Genomic DNA, 15,289 nt, shown 5'->3' with positions numbered 1-15,289 from the left:
TCCGCTCCGCCAGCCAGGGGGACCTGGTGGAACGAGACGACGGGTGCGGTGTCGCTTCGCGCAGTGCTTCCAGCCAGTCGTCGACATCACGGGGCTCCACCCAGTCTTGGGGCGGCGGATTCGACTGTAAGAAATCCGTTGCACCCGCATACGCGTCGGAGTCCTCAAGCATCTCGTGGATCGTCACCGCCATCGTCCGCGCTAGCGAAACTGGGCTTCGATCTGCGATCACTGTTGGCTCAACTTCCGGGTCGTCTGACCATACGATCACCCCTAGCCATAACGAACGCGGCAGGGGCGGCTGGCTTCTATCGGCAGGTTCAGAGGTCATGGTGGAGTCCTTCCAAGCGAGAGCTCGCGACCTTCATGCGCGAGAGCTACGGGATAGGTGCGGAGAGATCAGCGCTAGACCTCCAGCCGTGAACGAATCAACGGAATGAATGACGGATCCTTCTCCACACCGACCACCCCGTAGTGGGCTTCAACGGCGGCCTGCAACGTCGTCCCGGAACCGGCGAACGGCTCAAGCACCAACCCTCGCGGAGGGGTAACGAGCGTGATCAGCCAACGCATGAGCGCCAGCGGTTTCACGGTTGAATGTGAGACCCCGAACGCGCGGGGCCGCTCTTCACGACCTGGTTTGTGATCGAAACGGAAGATCGGGAACTTCCGTGACAGCGATTCGACCTGCCAGGTGCCCGTCAACATGTCGAGCGCATCGGCCTGCTCCTGATCGAAAACGACATTCGTCGGCCACCGGTCATCTGTGAACCTTGCCCCCTCGATGTTGAGCCCGCCGACGCCATGCTCGAGCACGTTGCGGATGACTGTTCCTTCGAGCGGTTTCCGGGCGATGATGATCGGTTCGAATGCAGGTCGTAGAGCGGTGCCCCATCCGTCCCACAGCTTGGCGTCGTCGGTGACCGGGGTGCCTTTAGATAGGACGGTGCGGGTTGCGCCGAGCACTCCGTCATGGTCGGTGGTCTGCACGATGCGGTCGGTGCGGTGTGCACCGTGGTGTTTGTCGATTGCGTGCGCGAGGTCCATGCTCTTGGGCATCCCGGTGGTGTGCAGCCATGCGATCTGGTCACGGATCTCGAACCCTGCATTCTCGATTCCGCGCACCATGCGATGCCATGTGCGTGCACCACCGAACGCTGCAACATACGCGCCAGGCTTCAGCGCGTGCAATGCTCCTGCAGCCCACGCCGTGCACCACGCTTCGAACACTTCCGGTGCAGTCATTGCAGACGTCTCCATGTGTGGGAGGGATTCGCGGAATCCGGATGCGTCGTCCCAGGAATTGCCGTTGAAGCTCAACCCGTAGGGCGGGTCGGTGACCAGAGCGTCGATGCTCGACTCTGGGAGGAGCGGGAGGAGTTCGACGGCGTCACCGAGGTACACGGTAGCCCGCGCCTTGGCGATGACCGGGGCGGGGAGTTCGGCGAGCCTCGGCGCGGGCGGCGGTGTGGGGTCTGGCATGGCTGGTGGCTCCCTGCTGTTCGGGGCCTGTCCGCCTTCGTCTGCGACGAACAGGATCACCCAGCAGGTACGGGCCACACCGAGGGTTCCACCGCGACAGAACCCCGCCGTCAGATTCAAACCACCCGCGCTCGCCTCACTCGAACCAGCCACCAGGAGTCGGTCTGGCTTCGCCGATTCCCAGTGCTCTCATTCCTCCACACACGATCGGCAATCAACGAGGGCCTCCTCTAGCTGGACAAGAGACAGCGCCGAACTTGCCACATCTTGTAGAGTTGTCCGAGGAGGTTAGTAATGACTGGTGGAGTAACTCGGGAACGAGGCGAACTCGAGCAAGAGATCATGCGGTTACTGCGTGCACAACCCCAACCGATTGGTGCCCGGGAACTGCAGGATCTGTTCTCGGGTCAGGTGCCGGCGTATACGACCTTGATGACAGTGCTTACACGACTGGAGAAGAAGGGCGAGGTCGTTCGCTCTGGGAGCTCTCCGCGGAAGGTGAAGTTCTTCCCTGCTCGATCGGATGAGGAGCATGCGAGCCAGACGATGTTGTCTGCGCTTGGTAGCGCGGGAGATCGGCGTGCCGCACTGCTGGCATTCGCTGGCAATCTTGACGAAGACGATGTGGCTTTTCTGAGTTCCGCTTTCGTTACACCTCGCAATAAGCGCTAGCTCTGCTCGTGCTCTGGATAGTTCATGCCTGCTTCGGTAGCGCACTGATCATGTCGCTGCTTGCCCCGCTGGTCCTGACCATCGGACGTTGGCAGCTCCTGCATCCACGGACTGCTCTCACCGCTTGGTTTGGGGCTCTCTTTGCCGGCGTGGCACTTGTTCTGGTTGGTCTTGCGATCAGTGTGATCGGTGCAGTTTCTGCGCCGGATTATGTGGGTGGAACCGAGTCCCTTCTGCTTACTGTGGTCGCTTGGCTCGGACTCGGCGTGTTCGGAGCGGTAGCAACCATGGTTTCCGTATCGTCCGAGCCGATTGTTGAGGCGCGGCGAGAAGCCCTGAAAGTCTTGGCTCCGGTAGCAAGGTCTCGTGAAGCGCGGCAGGGGTTCACTCTTGTAAGGTTCGACTCTGACGAAGCGGTCGCGTTTGCTGTTCCCGGCAGGCGTCCCGAGATATTCATCTCCTCAGCGGTGGAGGATCTGCTTTCTCAGGCGCAGTTGAGTGCAGTGCTCGCGCATGAATATGCGCACCTACGCCACCATCACGGGTGGGCGCTTCGCATTGCCGCCGTCAACGCCTTTTGCCTCGGCCGTCTCCGTCCGGGCCGGGCTTTGCATCGTGCAACAAAGCTCCTCGTTGAACTCGCAGCTGATGATGCGGCGGCGCGTCAGGCCGGGGCCGCGAACCTTGCGAATGCGCTCATGCTGCTCGCAGAAAGCGATGGAGATGCGGGGATGCGGCTTCGTGCGACACGTTTGACGAGTAAGCGGTGGCCATCTGCATCCCGTCGGCGGCTTCCGAAGGCTATTGCAGCGACAGTTCTTCCGTAGTTCTCGCAACCCGCTATCCTCGTTCGGTCGGCGTTTGCGGGGCCGGATGCAAAAAGGTCGTCACCGAGTGACGACAAACAACACCGTCGACGGATGGACACGGGCTCAGTGGAGCCGCTGCCAGCCCGTGCTTCGCAGTTCGCCAGGAGCCTGCATGAACGCGACGCTCGACGACGCTGAAACTCTCCTGCTGAACGAGTTCTAGTGCAGCGAAAGATTGAACATGCTCCGGTAGTCCCAACTGGCATTGCGCCAGTCTTCTGAGTCGAGGCAATGCCGGGTATCAACGATAAGCGGGCGTCGGACCATGGGGAGGAGTGCTGCTGGGTTCAGGCGCCGATATTCCGGCCAAGCCGTCGCCACTAGCGTCACGTCGGCCTCCCGCATTGCCTCCTCGGCTGTTCGCACGAACTCAAGCCGACTGTCCTCTCCGCGTGACGCGGTCACTACAGGATCCGCGATGCGCACGCGCAGTCCGGCGCTCATGAGTGCGTGTGCGAGAGCGATCGAGGGTGACTCGCGTATATCGTCCGTCTCGGCTTTGAAACTCGCTCCGAGGATCGCGACCTGCGAGTCCTGGTGTCCAGAGAGCTGTGCGATAACCCACTCGGCGATGTGCTGCCTCTGTGCGGCGTTGATTGTGTCGACTTGAGTGAAGAACTGGGCTGCCTCAATAGCGCCTGCACGCTGAGCGTAGTGCGCGAGCCCGCGAGTATCTTTCGGGAGACAGCCGCCACCGTATCCCAGGCCGGGGTTCAAGTGGGAGGCGCCGATCCTGGGGTCCGCGCCGAGAATCTGCGCCGTCTGGAGGGCATCGGCGCCACTGGTGGCGGCGAGTTGCGCAATGGTGTTGATGAAGGAGATTTTGGTGGCGAGGAACGCGTTGGTGGCGAGCTTCACGAGTTCGGCGGTCGCGAGATCCGTGATGACCCGTTGAGTTCCTCTGTCGAGGATCGGTGCATAGACCTCATCGAGCAGGCGAGCGGCTTCCAGGCTGCTCACACCGTAGATGAGTCGATGGGGCGCGAGGGTGTCTCTCACTGCAGTACCTTCTGCGAGGAACTCGGGGTTCCAAGCGAGTTCAGCACCGGGACTCTCTCTGTGAAGCTGAGCAGCGAGTGCCGCTGCTGTGCCAGGAGGGACTGTGCTCTTACCTATAACGAGATCACCCGGCTGCAATGAGGGCACGAGGGAACGCAACGCGTTTTCGAGGTAGCTGGGGTCGAAGCCCTCGTTAGGGGCGAGTTCGGGCGTGCCTACGGTGAGGAAGTGGGCGCTTGCGCCCCGCGCGGCGCTCGGTTCGCCGGTGACATCGAGTGTGCCATCTGTGAGCGCTGTACGCACAAGCTCCACGAGACCAGGCTCGTGCATCTCGTGTGTGCCATCAAGAATCTTGCGGACACGTTGCGTGTTCGCTTCGACTCCGACGACCGTGTGTCCGAGCGAAGCGAGGGCGGCGGCGTGGACAAGGCCGAGGCGCCCGAGGCCGATGACAGATATTCTCATTCGTTCTCTTCCTGAGACCTTGCGTCTCGCTTCGCGATTTTGACGGGGCTTCTTACGAAGCGCTTCCACAGTCGTTTCGCGCTGTAGAAGAGATCCTCAAGTTCCTCACGGACCGTGGGAGGCTCGTCGTCTTCTCGCCTCGCAGGACCGCTCAGACCGATCCACAGGATCAGGACCATGCCCGCGAACAGCGTTGTGAGGGTAGAGAGAATGGGCCACACTGTCACGCTTCAAAGAGGGTGTGACCGATGAACTGATCTTCTTTGCATCCGGGCGGTATGGCGAACACGGCAGAGCCGATGTGCACGATCCATTCGTTGAGGAGGTCGAGTTCGTCGAGGCGTCGCTGCACGGGTGTGAACTGCGTTGCAACGTTGTATTGGTAGGCGGTGAAGATGAGCCCGGAGTTGGAGATCTCATCTCCTGTGGGGAGCTGGTCGTAGTTGTAGGCGCGACGGAACATCCGCTCGTGAGGGTCTGCTGAGCGAGCCCGTCGGATGTGCGCGAATTCTGCGATGACGGGGAACCCGATCGGAGTACGAGCTTCGAAATCAGGTTCGTCGTGCTCTTTCGTTCCGGTCAGTGGTGCCCCGGAGTCCATCCGGCGGCCGACCGCTTGCTCACGTCCGCTGCGGTCGAGTCGATCCCACTTGTCCAGCAGCATCTCGATGCGTCTCACGACGAAGCCCGTTCCGCCGTCAAGCCAGGCGGGGTTTGCGACGGGCCCTTTCCATACAACGCCCGCGAAGTCGTCACTCCCTGGTGACATGTTGACGGTGCCGTCGAGCTGACCGAGAAGATTCCGCTGGGTCCGGCCGGGCTTCTCTGAACCATAGGCTCGTCGGAACCCCTGCTGCACCCACCGCAGTGACCCGAAAGTGCGTGTGTCTTTAAGGAGCATGCGCTGGGCATGAGCCACCGTCAGTGGATCATCGGAGGCGATCTGCAGCAGCAGATCACCGTCGTTCCACTCTTCTCGGAGCTGGTCGAGCTTCAACGCCGGGATGCTGTCGAGCCAGTCGGGCCGAGCCGCGGGGTTCACGGTATCTACAAGGCGTCGACCGAATCCGAAGGTGATGGTGAGCCGAGCGGGCCGCAGAGAAAGCTCGGGTTCCGAATCCGCCAACGCGTATGTGCCCTGCGTGAGTCTGGCTGCATCCTCGGTGAGGATCATGAGCATGCGCCGCACGTCTTCGCGGGTGATTCCCTCCCGCAGTGTTACGGCCACCAGGGATTGGTGAGCCTGTGGCACCATCTCGATCCCCGCCTGATGGACGCCATAGAACGGGATGGTCTCGCCGCCTCGTAGCTGCTCCGCATCCTCGAGCGCTTCAGCCCGTGCCGCGGCTTCTCGGCCGGCAACAAATCTATCTGAACCCACGACCGCGACCGCTCCTGCGGCGGCCGCCACTCCACCGAACAAGAGCCGACGCCGCGAGAGCCCCGACGCCGGCTCATCCACGGAATCTGCTCCCGTCCCGCCAGTGGGAGCCACGTCTTCCTGCTTACTCGTCGACATACGTCTCGTTCGCGCCGGTGTAGTCCTTTGCGGGGGCTTCGAACTCGAACACTGACCCATCCTCGAGCTCGAGAGCGAAGGCCACAGTGTTGCCAGCGAGTACGGGATCGACAATGTCCATGAGCATCAGATGGTTCGCGCCCGGTTGCAGCACGTACTCCGAGTTCGCTGGGATGACGAAGCCACCATCTTTCTCCCGCATCACCATGTTCCCGTCCGCATTCTCGACGGTCTCATGTAGCTCCATGATGGGCGAGGCATCAGACGTGGCCGACACCACCCGGATATCTTCGCCGCTGTCATTGACAAGAACTCCGAAAGCTGCGGACATGCCCGATTCGGCGGCCTTGACCCACGCGTCCTTGATGCTGATCGTCGAGGACTGTTCCTGGGACGCGCTCTCCGACGACGCTGAAGGAGCGCCGGACTCGGTACTCGCGGGAGTCGTGCTGCATCCAACCGCGCCGAGTGCGAGCGCACCGGCCAGCGCGAAGCTTGCGGTGACCCTCGAGAAGGAGGCGGATTTCATGATGTGGTTCCTTTCGATCGTCGAGAAGACCGGATGAATACGACACGGGCCAAGGCAAACAACACCAGCGCGGCGAGCGACCCCGCCCCTGCGAGCAACGCAGTCCGCACTGGCCCGGAATCGCCTGAGGTGTCATCGTCGCTTGTGCCGTCGAGCGAGAATTCGCCCTGGTTGGCGTTGTCGGCTGCAGACACCGGAGCGTCTGCAGATGCAGGCTCCGGGATGGGCGCCGCGTCGGAGACATCGCCGACCGAGAACAAGAAGCTCTCACTAATCGGATGCCCGTCGCTCGAAACGATCCGCCAGCGCACCTGATAGTTGCCGTCGGGCAGCGGGCTCTTCAGCTGCTGCGTCGCAGTGAAGCCGGAGAATGTTGGTTCGCCTTCTTCCCACGAATCGCCTTCCGCGTCGACGACCATGATGATCGCGCCGACAGGAAGGGGCTCGGCAGTGAACGTTAATGCGACTTCGTCAGGCGACGTGTCGAAATGCGCTCCTGCGGTAGGTGTCTGGTTCGTCACCTGATCATGCGCATAGGCGGGTACCCCCGGGGCGAGGATCAGCCACGTGATCAAGCTGAGTACCCCAAGGAGTGCGGCAACAGGCCGATGGGCGACGGTTTGGTGAGACATCGCAACTACTCTACAACATGTAGTTCTAAATTTGATGCTCAACCGCTCGGAGGAGCACGAATCCAGCCGAGATCACCAGAATCGGCAAGGTCTCCGCTGGTCACGCGTCCGAAGCGGGTTGCGCATGATGGTTCGCGCGTCGTTTGATGAATGTCCAGACCACCCCGACCCCGAGAACAACGATGGCGAAGGTGCCTAGCGCCAGCAGCGGGATAGCTGGGGTGGTATCGCCGACGAAGCGTTGTTCCCATCCGCCCACGGGAACCTTCCCGGTGCTCTCCCACCGGTCTGCGATGAAACGCAGTGACGGCGCTGCGACGCCAATGACTCGTACCGCCTCGAGGGAGGTACCAGAAAGGGTATCGCCGGGGAGAACCACCACGTCTTCGAGAACTGTTGTCTGTGACGAGTGAGAGACCAAGGTGGTGACGTCGACCTCGAGTGCGCCAGTGACGACAGTGGTTCCGGTATTGCGAAGCTCGTAGCGTGACTCGCTACGTATCGGCGTCAGCGGCCAGGTGTTCACTCCGTCGAGTGACAACGTGCTGGTGGCCTCGAGCTGTGTGAGTCGGTCTTCGCCCGGAATTCTGAGCAGGAGTGGGATGCTGAGGCTTCTGCCACTGATTGTGTCGGTGACGACAAGACCAAGCGGGTAGTCTCCATCGTGGGCAGTGTTGGGAACGCTGATCACTAATGGAATGCTGCCCGATGCTCCGGCTTGCACTTCAATTGGGCCGTCTGCGTCGGCTCTTCTCACCCAGTTACTTGGCTCGAGAGGCGAATCCGCCTCGCGGTACTCGAGCGTGCCCTGCGGAGCGGACAGCGCGACGGAGCTGACCGATAGTGAGATCACGTCTGCGGAGGTGTTCTCAACGTCTGCGGTGAGGCTGTCACGTGCGCCAGAGAATGCTTCTACCGCGACGAATGGGCCGAGTGTTGCCTCGCTCTCGGCGATCTGCACCGACCACGGCCCCGAGTTCTGCTGAGTCTGTGTGGAAAGAGTCGTCGCCTGAGCAAGGGTGCCCGTTCCGAGCAGCGCGAGCGCTACTGCGGCTATGACTCCGCGTATTCGCATGCTTAGTTCACCTGCCGGTCACGGTCCAGCCAGTGCTGTTCGCGCAGCGTGCGGCGCAGGATCTTCCCGCTCGGGTTTCGTGGAATCTTGTCAACGAAGAGATACTGGGTCGGTCGTTTGAACGCAGCAAGCCGGTCCCGCAGGAATAGTGCCAGATCCCGACTCGTGGGTATCGTTTCGTGGGGAACGATGTAGGCGAGTACGGCTTCCCCTGAAGCATCATCCGGTACACCGATGACGGCGACATCGTTTACCGCTGGGTGTCCGGCAATTGCGTTTTCGACTTCTGCGGGGAAGACGTTTTCGCCGGCGACGAGGATCATGTCTTTGACGCGGTCTTCGATGAACAGGTATCCCTCGGCATCCAGTCGGCCGGCATCTCCGGTACGAATCCACCCGTCGATGAGCGTGTCGGCGGTCGTTTCGGGGAGGTTCCAGTATTCGAGCATCGCTGCGGGGGTGCGCAGCCACACTTCCCCGACTTCTCCTTGAGGCACCGGGGTGCCATCCTCGTCGGTGATGCGCACTTCTACTCCGGGGTAGGGGCGACCTGCTGCTCGTAGCCTCGTGGAGTCCGGGCCGTGTTGGTCGGGCGGGAGACAGATCGCGGTGTTGCCGGTTTCGGTGAGGCCGTAGATCTGTGCGAAGTCCGCGCCGAAATCGCGGGCAGCGCGGCGGAGCAGCGACTCGGTGATGGGGGCACCACCATAGATGATCTTGCGGAGCGTCGTGAAGTCGCTGAGACTCCCAGGTGCGTCGAGGATCTGTCGCAGCATCGCGGGCACGGCGATCGCGGTGGTGATGCCCAGGGAACGGATGGCGGTGCGCGCGGCCACTGCGTCGACTCCGGCATGCTGAAAACCGTCGCCCCAGCGTGGAACGCTTGAGTGGCGTACCAGAGCCCCCCAACGTGGAATCCGGGGATGCCGATCATCGCGACATCGCCATCACGCCAATCGATCCAGTCGAGGTTCGCGTTGCCCAGTGCGTCGCGGATTGCAGTGAAGCTGCGATGTCCGAGCACGACGCCTTTAGGGAGGCCAGTGGTACCGCTGGTGTAGAGCTGCGCGATCGGCGTATCCGGATGCGCCTCGAACGGCGCGGCGTCGGATCCGGAGTCTCTCCAGGCGGTGAAGCTCGGGAGGTCTGTGATGATCTCGGTGCGGCCGGTTAGCCCTGCGAGGGAGTGGTCGTGGTCGATGAACACGAGTGCTGCGTCTGCGTCGTCCACAATATGTTCCACTTCTGCGGCAGACAGGGCGGGGTTGATGGGGACGAGCACTGCCCCGGTGGCGGAGGCGGCGAAGAGGAGTTCCCAGTAGCTCGGGGTCTCGCGCCCGAGGCAGACGATGCGGTCGCCGGGACGAATGCCTGCGGAGCGGAGCGCGCCGGCGAGGCGTGTGCTGCGGTGGTGGAGCTCCCCGTAGGTGACGGTGGCGCCTGTCGGGGTGAGGATCGCCGCATGCTCAGGAGTCTGCCGCGCGTGGAACGCGATCGTATGGTTGAGGGTGGTGAGATTGGGGTGGAAGATCACGGCATGTCCTTGTTTGGCGATGGTTGTGCGGGAGCGAGCGCGGACCATACCTGCGCCAATGCGGCGGGGTTGCTGAGCACGCTCAAATGGGTGCCCGAGATGCGCTGCACTTGCTCCGGAATTGCGAGACCACTGGTCCATCGTTCGGCCTGTTCGGCGTTCTCATCGGATACGAGGACCCTTGCGTATGGTGGGAGCGGTGCGGGTTGGTGACGGTTCTGGACACGGATGCCTTGTTCCCAGAATGTTGCCTGCTGAACTGGAGGTGAGTAGCGGACAACTCCGGCAGTGGCGACGCGGAGGTGGGTGAGCAGTCGCTGGCTCAGCGGTGGTGGCGAAGCAGTACCGCTTGCTTGGCGGTAGTCAGCCACGGAGGCGGCGTCGATGCCTTTCAACACGGTATCGAGGAGCAGCAGTCGCTCAACCGTTTTCCCTTGGTCAGTCAAGAGCTGTGCAACGTCCGTGGCGATATGGCCACCGAATGAATGGCCAAGAAGCGTGTAAGGCCCCTCGGGCTGTTCGCGTAGCAGGGTCTTGAGATGGCGACGTGCGTGCGCGCGAACAGTCCAGGAGGGAACCGCTCTCGATTCGAGACCGTGCGCCTGGTAGGCGATGACGGTGCAGCCCGGGTCAGCCATGGACGCGAGGCCGAGGAAGCTCACGCTTCCCGCTCCCGCGCCCGCGAAGCAGTGCACCGTGGAAGTCGCAGATTCGGGGTTCGTCAGCCTCCGATGCGCGGGCGTGTGACGGGTGAAACGGATTCGCTGTGCGGTTTCTATGCGTGCGCCGATTTCGGCGAGTGTCGGCTTGCCCACGAGGATCTCCGCCCCGAGATCGACCGCCAGACGGCGGCGCAGGAGCACCAGTACCTTCTCCGCAGCGAGCGAAGTCCCGCCGAGCTCCGCAAAGCGATCATGTCTGCTGATCGGTTCAACTCCTAGCACCGTGCCCCACGCATCGGCGAGCACTTCTTCAAGCGGCGTGGCCGCAAGGACGATTTCCTCGTTCATGAACGGCCCCTCCTGTTGAGGATCACGACTTGTCCCGAGTAGGAAAACCCGCCACCGAACCCGAGCAACAAGACTGGACCGTCCCCAATCGCTCCTCGCGCGAGCATACGAGATAACGCGACAGGAATCGTCGCTGCAGAAGAGTTGCCCAACTCGGAGACCTCTTGCGCAGTCACCTCAAGAGGAATCGAGAGCTGGCTTGCGAGAGCAGTGATGATGCGCAAGTTCGCCTGGTGCGGAATGAACCCGGCAAGGTCTGAGGCCGTAATGCCGGCCTGTTCGAGTGCATCACGAGCAGCATGCTGGGCACGGGTGATCGCCCAGCGAAATACCGTTTGTCCTTGCTGCCGAAAGAGGTGATCCGGTGCAGCGATCGTGATGGCCTGCACAAGATCAGGGTCTGACCCCCACGCCACCGGACCAACACCGGGACGCTCAGAGGCAGAAAGCACTACGGCCCCGGCCCCGTCAGCCATCAGCACCGCAGTGCTGCGATCCTGCCAGTCGAGAACCTCGCTCATCGCATCCGCGCCTACGACCAGTGCGTGCTCTGCTGCGCCGCATCTGATCGCATGGTCGGCGACTGCGAGCGCCTGCGAGAACCCGGCGCATGCCGCGTTCACGTCGAACACCGCAGGGGCAGTCGTACCAAGCCGCGCCCCCAGTTGCGCAGCGAACGACGGGCAGCGGTCCTGAGCGGTCATTGTCGCGACCACAACCAAGTTCACATCAGAAGCCGGGACGCCAGCATCTTCAAGTGCATGTTCAGCAGCACGGGTTGCGAGGTCGAGGAGCGATTCGTCGGCGAGGATGCGGCGCTCGCGTATCCCTGTTCGTGTCACGATCCAGGAGTAATCGGTGTCGAGAGATGCCTCCAGCTCAGAGTTTCGCATCCTGCGGGATGGCAGCGCGTGACCGGTGCCGCTTATCGCGGATCCTGGGCGCACGGGGGGAACAGACAACACAGAATAACTCTACAACAGGTAGTATCTATGAGTGTGTCCCGTTCCTTCCCTCGTACCCTCGGTCGAAGAGGAACGGGCGACTCCCGTCGGGTAGCGTTAGATTCGATCTTCCTCGTGGGCGGGAGCGCGGGAACGGCGGTTCTGGGGCTCGTCTTCTGGATTGCGGCCACAACGCTCTACTCGGTTGCAGATGTGGGCCGAGCAACGACAGCAGTGAATACAGGAACTGTGCTCGCATCGATCGCGAACCTCAGTATGGGGCCGCTCTTGGAAAGATTCTTGCCAGCTGCTGGGAGGTTGCGCGCACGCGCGGTCGCTTTTGCGTTGGCCGGTTCCGCAATGTTTGCGCTGTTGCTCGGCGGCGGTTACGCGTGGTGGATGCCGGGCACGTCATTGTTTGCATCGGCCTGGGAACGAGTGGGCTTCGCGATTGCCGTCGTGGTGTTGGCTGCCTTCGCACTCTTGGATTCCGTGCTGATCGGCATGCATCGCGCCCGGTGGGTGGCACTGAAAAACGTGGGGCACGCGGTCGCTAAGCTCGGCGCGATCGTGCTGCTTGCCGGTGTAGGTGGGGGGATGTCGCTGGTCGGATCGTGGATCGTGACCGCCGTGGCTGCGGTGGGTGTGGTGGAGCTGGGATTATGGCTCACCCGTTCTCGCTGGAATGGTGCAGGTATTGATCCGGCTCTTCCGAGGCGGCCTGAGCTCGTTCAATTTGGTGCGGTGTCCTTGGGGTGGATGCTCGCGCAGGCGCTTCCCGGTATCGCGATCCCCACAATCGTCATCACAGCCGCTGGCGTTGACGACGCAGCTTATTACAACATTGCATGGACCATTGTCGCGGCCTCGCTCATGATGACGAGCCTGGTTACCGGGCCCTTTGTTGCTGCGGCATCGAAGCCCGGTGCGGATGTTGGTGCGCTTGTGCGCTCCTTCGCGCTGGTGTTATGTGGTGTCAGCCTGGCTCGCGGAATCGGGGTCGGAGCGGTCGGCCCGTTTGCGCTGCACTTGTACGGCAGTGAATATGCTGAGCACGGAAGCGAACTGCTGGTACTGATGGGGATTGCGCACGCGGTGTCAGGGGTCGCGATGCTCTACGGTGGGCTCGCCCGTGTCGCTCGACGCATTGCATATCCGATGGTCGTTCAGCTGGTGGCGTCGCTCGTTGTCGTCGCGCTGGTCGCTCTGTGGATCAAGCAGCTCGGTATCGTGGCGGTCGGGTGGGCGTTTCTCACACATGACATTCTGATCCTCATCGCTGCTATTCCACCGCTGTGGATCTTGCTGCGTCGTCTGCGCACGGATGGGTCCCTGTGATGGCGAGGCGTGTGACTGTTTGGCGGTTGGATTCCCTTCCGGGGTCTGAAACGTTCATCCGAAACCAGCTTGATGCGATGGTCAGGTGGGAGCCCACGCTGCTTGGTTCTCTTCGAGTTTGCTCTCCGCTGTCTCGCGAGGAGGAGCCGGTGGTGTTCACTCGTTCGCTGTGGGATCGCGTGGCGCTTTTCTGGGCGTCGGTTACGGGGCGTTCAATGCGTATTCGAGAGGCCCTCAGGCAGACTCGGCCAGACCTCGTCCATGCGCACTTCGCGAAGGACGCGTGGATGATCCTCCGCGCATGCCGGGCCTTGGAGATTCCGCTTGTCGTCACTGTCCATGGATACGATGTCACGGCGCTCCCGCGCGTTCGTGGTGTCCGGGGCTGTATCAATCGCTGTCGAACCCGGAGGGTGCTCCGCAGCGCCGATGCTGTGGTTGCTGTTTCTGAGTTCATCCGTGGCGAGGCTCTCAGATGGGGTGCTCCACAGGGACGAGTACGGGTGCTCCCGATCGGCGTTCCACTCACTGAGCCCGCCGTCGCTGTCTCTCGCCCGGTCGATGTGGTGTTCCTGGGCAGATTGGTTCCGAAGAAGGGTGTGAGCGATGCGTTGCAGGCGATCGCCGCTCAACCCGATGCGCACGCACTTACCTGTGAAGTGATCGGAGACGGGCCACTCCGCGCTGATGTTGAAGCGCTTGCGAAGCAACTCGACCTCCGGGTGACCTTCACCGGTTCGCTGTCGCCGGCGCGAGTGGCGCAACATCTTGCGCGAGCACGCGTCTTGCTCGCCCCTTCGCGGTATGCCGCTGACGGTGATGCTGAGGGTTTCGGCATGGTGTTTCTCGAGGCCGCCCTCGCGGGCGTCCCCGCTGTCGCTTACCGTCACGGGGGTGTGCCGGAGGCGGTCGTCGATGGAGAGACAGGGGTTCTGGTGCGGGAAGGCGACACCGCGGAGCTTGCTTCCTCACTAAGCGAACTCCTCGCAGACGAAGACATGCGGGTCGCGATGGGCGAGGCCGCAAGGCAGCGAGTGCGAGAACAGTTCGATGTCGCAGTGCGTACACCCCCTCTCGAACGGCTATTCGATGAGGTGACAGCGGGCGCAATAGCGAGAGACCCTGGTGCGCGGAGTCAGCGACCGTCGACGCAGAACGAAGGTGAATCGTGAAGGTCCTCATTGCTGGCGGAGCCGGATACATCGGAACCCACACTGCGTTGGTGCTTCTCAGGAACGGCATAGATGTCGTTGTTGTTGATGATCTCTCCTCAGGGAGCGCTGAAGGCATTCGGCGGGTGCAGGATCTCGCAGCGCGACAGCTGCGGCTCGTCGTCGCGGATCTCACCGATGCCGTCGCTACCGAACTGGCACTCAGCGACGTGGACTTCGACGCGGTCATTCATCTCGCTGGCGTGAAAGCAGTTGGAGAATCTATGCTCCACCCCGTCCGCTACTTTCGGCAGAATCTCGATTCACTGTTGACGGTGCTCGAGCTCATGCAACGGCGCGGGATCGTGAAGCTGGTGTTCAGCTCGTCGGCCACCGTGTACAGCGAACCGCACGCGCCACTCCTCAACGAAGCCCACACCACCGGTACCGGCGCGATGAGCCCCTATGCGCGGTCGAAAGCGATGTGCGAGCAGATCATCTGCGATACGTCTGCGTCCTGGCCGGAGCTTGACGCCACCATCCTTCGCTACTTCAACCCGATCGGCGCCCATCCCAGTGGCTGCATCGGCGATGACCCCCGCGGCACACCAAACAACCTGCTCCCTTTCCTGACACAAGTTGCCGTCGGAAGGCGCGAAGTTCTCACTGTGTTCGGAACGGACTACGACACACCCGATGGCACCGCGATTCGCGACTACCTTCACGTTCTCGACATCGCCGATGGCCACGCTGCCGCCCTCAACGCCACGAAATCGGGCACTCGAATCATCAATCTCGGTTCGGGGGTGGGAAATAGCGTTCTCGAGGTGATCGCCGCATTCACGCGCGCCACCGGGGTCCCAGTGCGATGGGATCCGGCGCCCCGGCGACCCGGCGACGTAGCACGCCTCGTCGCAGACTCCTCGCGAGCCGAGACACTTCTCGAATGGAGCCCCTCACGAACGCTCGAGGAAGCATGCCGAGAGGCGTGGCGGTGGCAAGCGGCGAACCCTCGGGGCTACGGCAACATAGATTGACGAACGCCCGTAGCGCTGGGGCTTGCCTAGAGA

General features: G+C 62.3%; 15 protein-coding genes and 1 pseudogene. 6 read left to right on the top strand and 10 right to left on the bottom strand.

What is annotated here, in order from left to right:
• Positions 1-405: 405 nt before the first annotated feature.
• Positions 406-1,482 (bottom strand): site-specific DNA-methyltransferase, encoded by a 1,077-nt coding sequence (locus tag AUL38_RS13455; RefSeq protein WP_083506902.1) that lies wholly within the window; start codon positions 1,480-1,482, stop codon positions 406-408.
• A 294-nt stretch (positions 1,483-1,776) separates the two neighbouring features.
• Here AUL38_RS13455 and AUL38_RS13450 point away from each other — a divergent pair, with 294 nt between their 5' ends.
• The 3 genes from AUL38_RS13450 (at position 1,777) to AUL38_RS17425 (ending at position 3,186) form a co-directional block, all read left to right on the top strand.
• Positions 1,777-2,154, top strand: coding sequence for a BlaI/MecI/CopY family transcriptional regulator (locus AUL38_RS13450; protein WP_059062890.1), 378 nt, complete (start codon positions 1,777-1,779; stop codon positions 2,152-2,154).
• Between the two features lie 50 nt (positions 2,155-2,204).
• On the top strand, positions 2,205-2,981 hold the full coding sequence (locus AUL38_RS13445; RefSeq protein WP_059062889.1) for a M56 family metallopeptidase: 777 nt from the start codon (positions 2,205-2,207) through the stop codon (positions 2,979-2,981).
• Between the two features lie 67 nt (positions 2,982-3,048).
• The gene (locus AUL38_RS17425; RefSeq protein ID WP_161937442.1) at positions 3,049-3,186 is read left to right on the top strand and encodes a hypothetical protein; all 138 of its coding nucleotides are present in this window, start codon (positions 3,049-3,051) and stop codon (positions 3,184-3,186) included.
• Here the strand turns inward: AUL38_RS17425 and AUL38_RS13440 are convergent.
• From AUL38_RS13440 to AUL38_RS13400, 9 genes and pseudogenes are all read right to left on the bottom strand, one after another.
• Positions 3,183-4,487, bottom strand: coding sequence for a UDP-glucose/GDP-mannose dehydrogenase family protein (locus AUL38_RS13440; protein ID WP_059062888.1), 1,305 nt, complete (start codon positions 4,485-4,487; stop codon positions 3,183-3,185). The two genes, AUL38_RS17425 and AUL38_RS13440, sit on opposite strands and share 4 nt — an antisense overlap.
• A gap of 223 nt (positions 4,488-4,710) precedes the next feature.
• Positions 4,711-6,006 carry a Dyp-type peroxidase gene (locus AUL38_RS13430; RefSeq protein WP_083506892.1) on the bottom strand — a complete coding sequence of 432 codons (1,296 nt, stop codon included), beginning with the start codon at positions 6,004-6,006 and terminating at the stop codon, positions 4,711-4,713.
• Positions 5,993-6,535, bottom strand: a complete 543-nt coding sequence (locus AUL38_RS13425) for a copper chaperone PCu(A)C (RefSeq protein WP_059062886.1) — start codon at positions 6,533-6,535, stop codon at positions 5,993-5,995. The genes AUL38_RS13430 and AUL38_RS13425 overlap by 14 nt, the downstream gene beginning before the upstream one ends.
• Positions 6,532-7,167: a copper resistance CopC family protein gene (locus AUL38_RS13420; protein WP_059062885.1), complete on the bottom strand. Its 636-nt coding sequence runs from the start codon at positions 7,165-7,167 to the stop codon at positions 6,532-6,534. The genes AUL38_RS13425 and AUL38_RS13420 overlap by 4 nt, the downstream gene beginning before the upstream one ends.
• A gap of 100 nt (positions 7,168-7,267) precedes the next feature.
• On the bottom strand, positions 7,268-8,242 hold the full coding sequence (locus tag AUL38_RS13415; protein ID WP_059062884.1) for a hypothetical protein: 975 nt from the start codon (positions 8,240-8,242) through the stop codon (positions 7,268-7,270).
• A gap of 2 nt (positions 8,243-8,244) precedes the next feature.
• Positions 8,245-9,078 carry an AMP-binding protein gene (locus AUL38_RS17585; RefSeq protein WP_235590727.1) on the bottom strand — a complete coding sequence of 278 codons (834 nt, stop codon included), beginning with the start codon at positions 9,076-9,078 and terminating at the stop codon, positions 8,245-8,247.
• Positions 9,079-9,137: 59 nt separating this feature from the next.
• Positions 9,138-9,824, bottom strand: a pseudogene (locus tag AUL38_RS18000) (AMP-binding protein); the annotation flags it as partial.
• The gene (locus tag AUL38_RS13405; RefSeq protein ID WP_059062883.1) at positions 9,773-10,786 is read right to left on the bottom strand and encodes an alpha/beta fold hydrolase; all 1,014 of its coding nucleotides are present in this window, start codon (positions 10,784-10,786) and stop codon (positions 9,773-9,775) included. The pseudogene AUL38_RS18000 and the gene AUL38_RS13405, both read right to left, overlap by 52 nt.
• Positions 10,783-11,751 (bottom strand): beta-ketoacyl-ACP synthase III, encoded by a 969-nt coding sequence (locus AUL38_RS13400; protein ID WP_235590726.1) that lies wholly within the window; start codon positions 11,749-11,751, stop codon positions 10,783-10,785. Before AUL38_RS13400 ends, AUL38_RS13405 begins: the two co-directional genes overlap by 4 nt.
• 114 nt (positions 11,752-11,865) lie before the next feature.
• Between AUL38_RS13400 and AUL38_RS13395 the strand changes: the two genes are divergently transcribed.
• The 3 genes from AUL38_RS13395 to galE are packed head-to-tail and all read left to right on the top strand — an operon-like array spanning position 11,866 to position 15,256.
• Positions 11,866-13,068, top strand: a complete 1,203-nt coding sequence (locus tag AUL38_RS13395; protein ID WP_059062881.1) for a lipopolysaccharide biosynthesis protein — start codon at positions 11,866-11,868, stop codon at positions 13,066-13,068.
• Positions 13,068-14,240, top strand: a complete 1,173-nt coding sequence (locus tag AUL38_RS17910) for a glycosyltransferase (RefSeq protein WP_369795322.1) — start codon at positions 13,068-13,070, stop codon at positions 14,238-14,240. Before AUL38_RS13395 ends, AUL38_RS17910 begins: the two co-directional genes overlap by 1 nt.
• Entirely contained in the window at positions 14,237-15,256 is a 1,020-nt protein-coding gene (gene galE, locus AUL38_RS13385) for a UDP-glucose 4-epimerase GalE (protein ID WP_059062879.1), read from the top strand. Before AUL38_RS17910 ends, galE begins: the two co-directional genes overlap by 4 nt.
• Positions 15,257-15,289 lie beyond the last annotated feature (33 nt).

This window comes from Leucobacter sp. G161, assembly GCF_001482305.1.
In the GTDB taxonomy this organism is placed as follows: domain Bacteria; phylum Actinomycetota; class Actinomycetes; order Actinomycetales; family Microbacteriaceae; genus Leucobacter.
Note: the sequence above shows the minus strand (reverse complement) of the source record. Positions and strands in the feature narration are given on the sequence as shown.

Bases quoted from the DNA above. Each gene is read 5' to 3' on its own strand.
- AUL38_RS13420 (WP_059062885.1), bottom strand. From the start codon at position 7,167: ATGTCTCACCAAACCGTCGCCCATCGGCCTGTTGCCGCACTCCTTGGG.
- AUL38_RS13425 (WP_059062886.1), bottom strand. From the start codon at position 6,535: ATGAAATCCGCCTCCTTCTCGAGGGTCACCGCAAGCTTCGCGCTGGCC.
- AUL38_RS13445 (WP_059062889.1), top strand. From the start codon at position 2,205: ATGTCGCTGCTTGCCCCGCTGGTCCTGACCATCGGACGTTGGCAGCTC.
- AUL38_RS13440 (WP_059062888.1), bottom strand. From the start codon at position 4,487: ATGAGAATATCTGTCATCGGCCTCGGGCGCCTCGGCCTTGTCCACGCC.
- AUL38_RS17910 (WP_369795322.1), top strand. From the start codon at position 13,068: ATGGCGAGGCGTGTGACTGTTTGGCGGTTGGATTCCCTTCCGGGGTCT.
- AUL38_RS13455 (WP_083506902.1), bottom strand. From the start codon at position 1,482: ATGCCAGACCCCACACCGCCGCCCGCGCCGAGGCTCGCCGAACTCCCC.
- AUL38_RS13405 (WP_059062883.1), bottom strand. From the start codon at position 10,786: ATGAACGAGGAAATCGTCCTTGCGGCCACGCCGCTTGAAGAAGTGCTC.
- AUL38_RS13415 (WP_059062884.1), bottom strand. From the start codon at position 8,242: ATGCGAATACGCGGAGTCATAGCCGCAGTAGCGCTCGCGCTGCTCGGA.
- AUL38_RS13430 (WP_083506892.1), bottom strand. From the start codon at position 6,006: ATGTCGACGAGTAAGCAGGAAGACGTGGCTCCCACTGGCGGGACGGGA.
- AUL38_RS13450 (WP_059062890.1), top strand. From the start codon at position 1,777: ATGACTGGTGGAGTAACTCGGGAACGAGGCGAACTCGAGCAAGAGATC.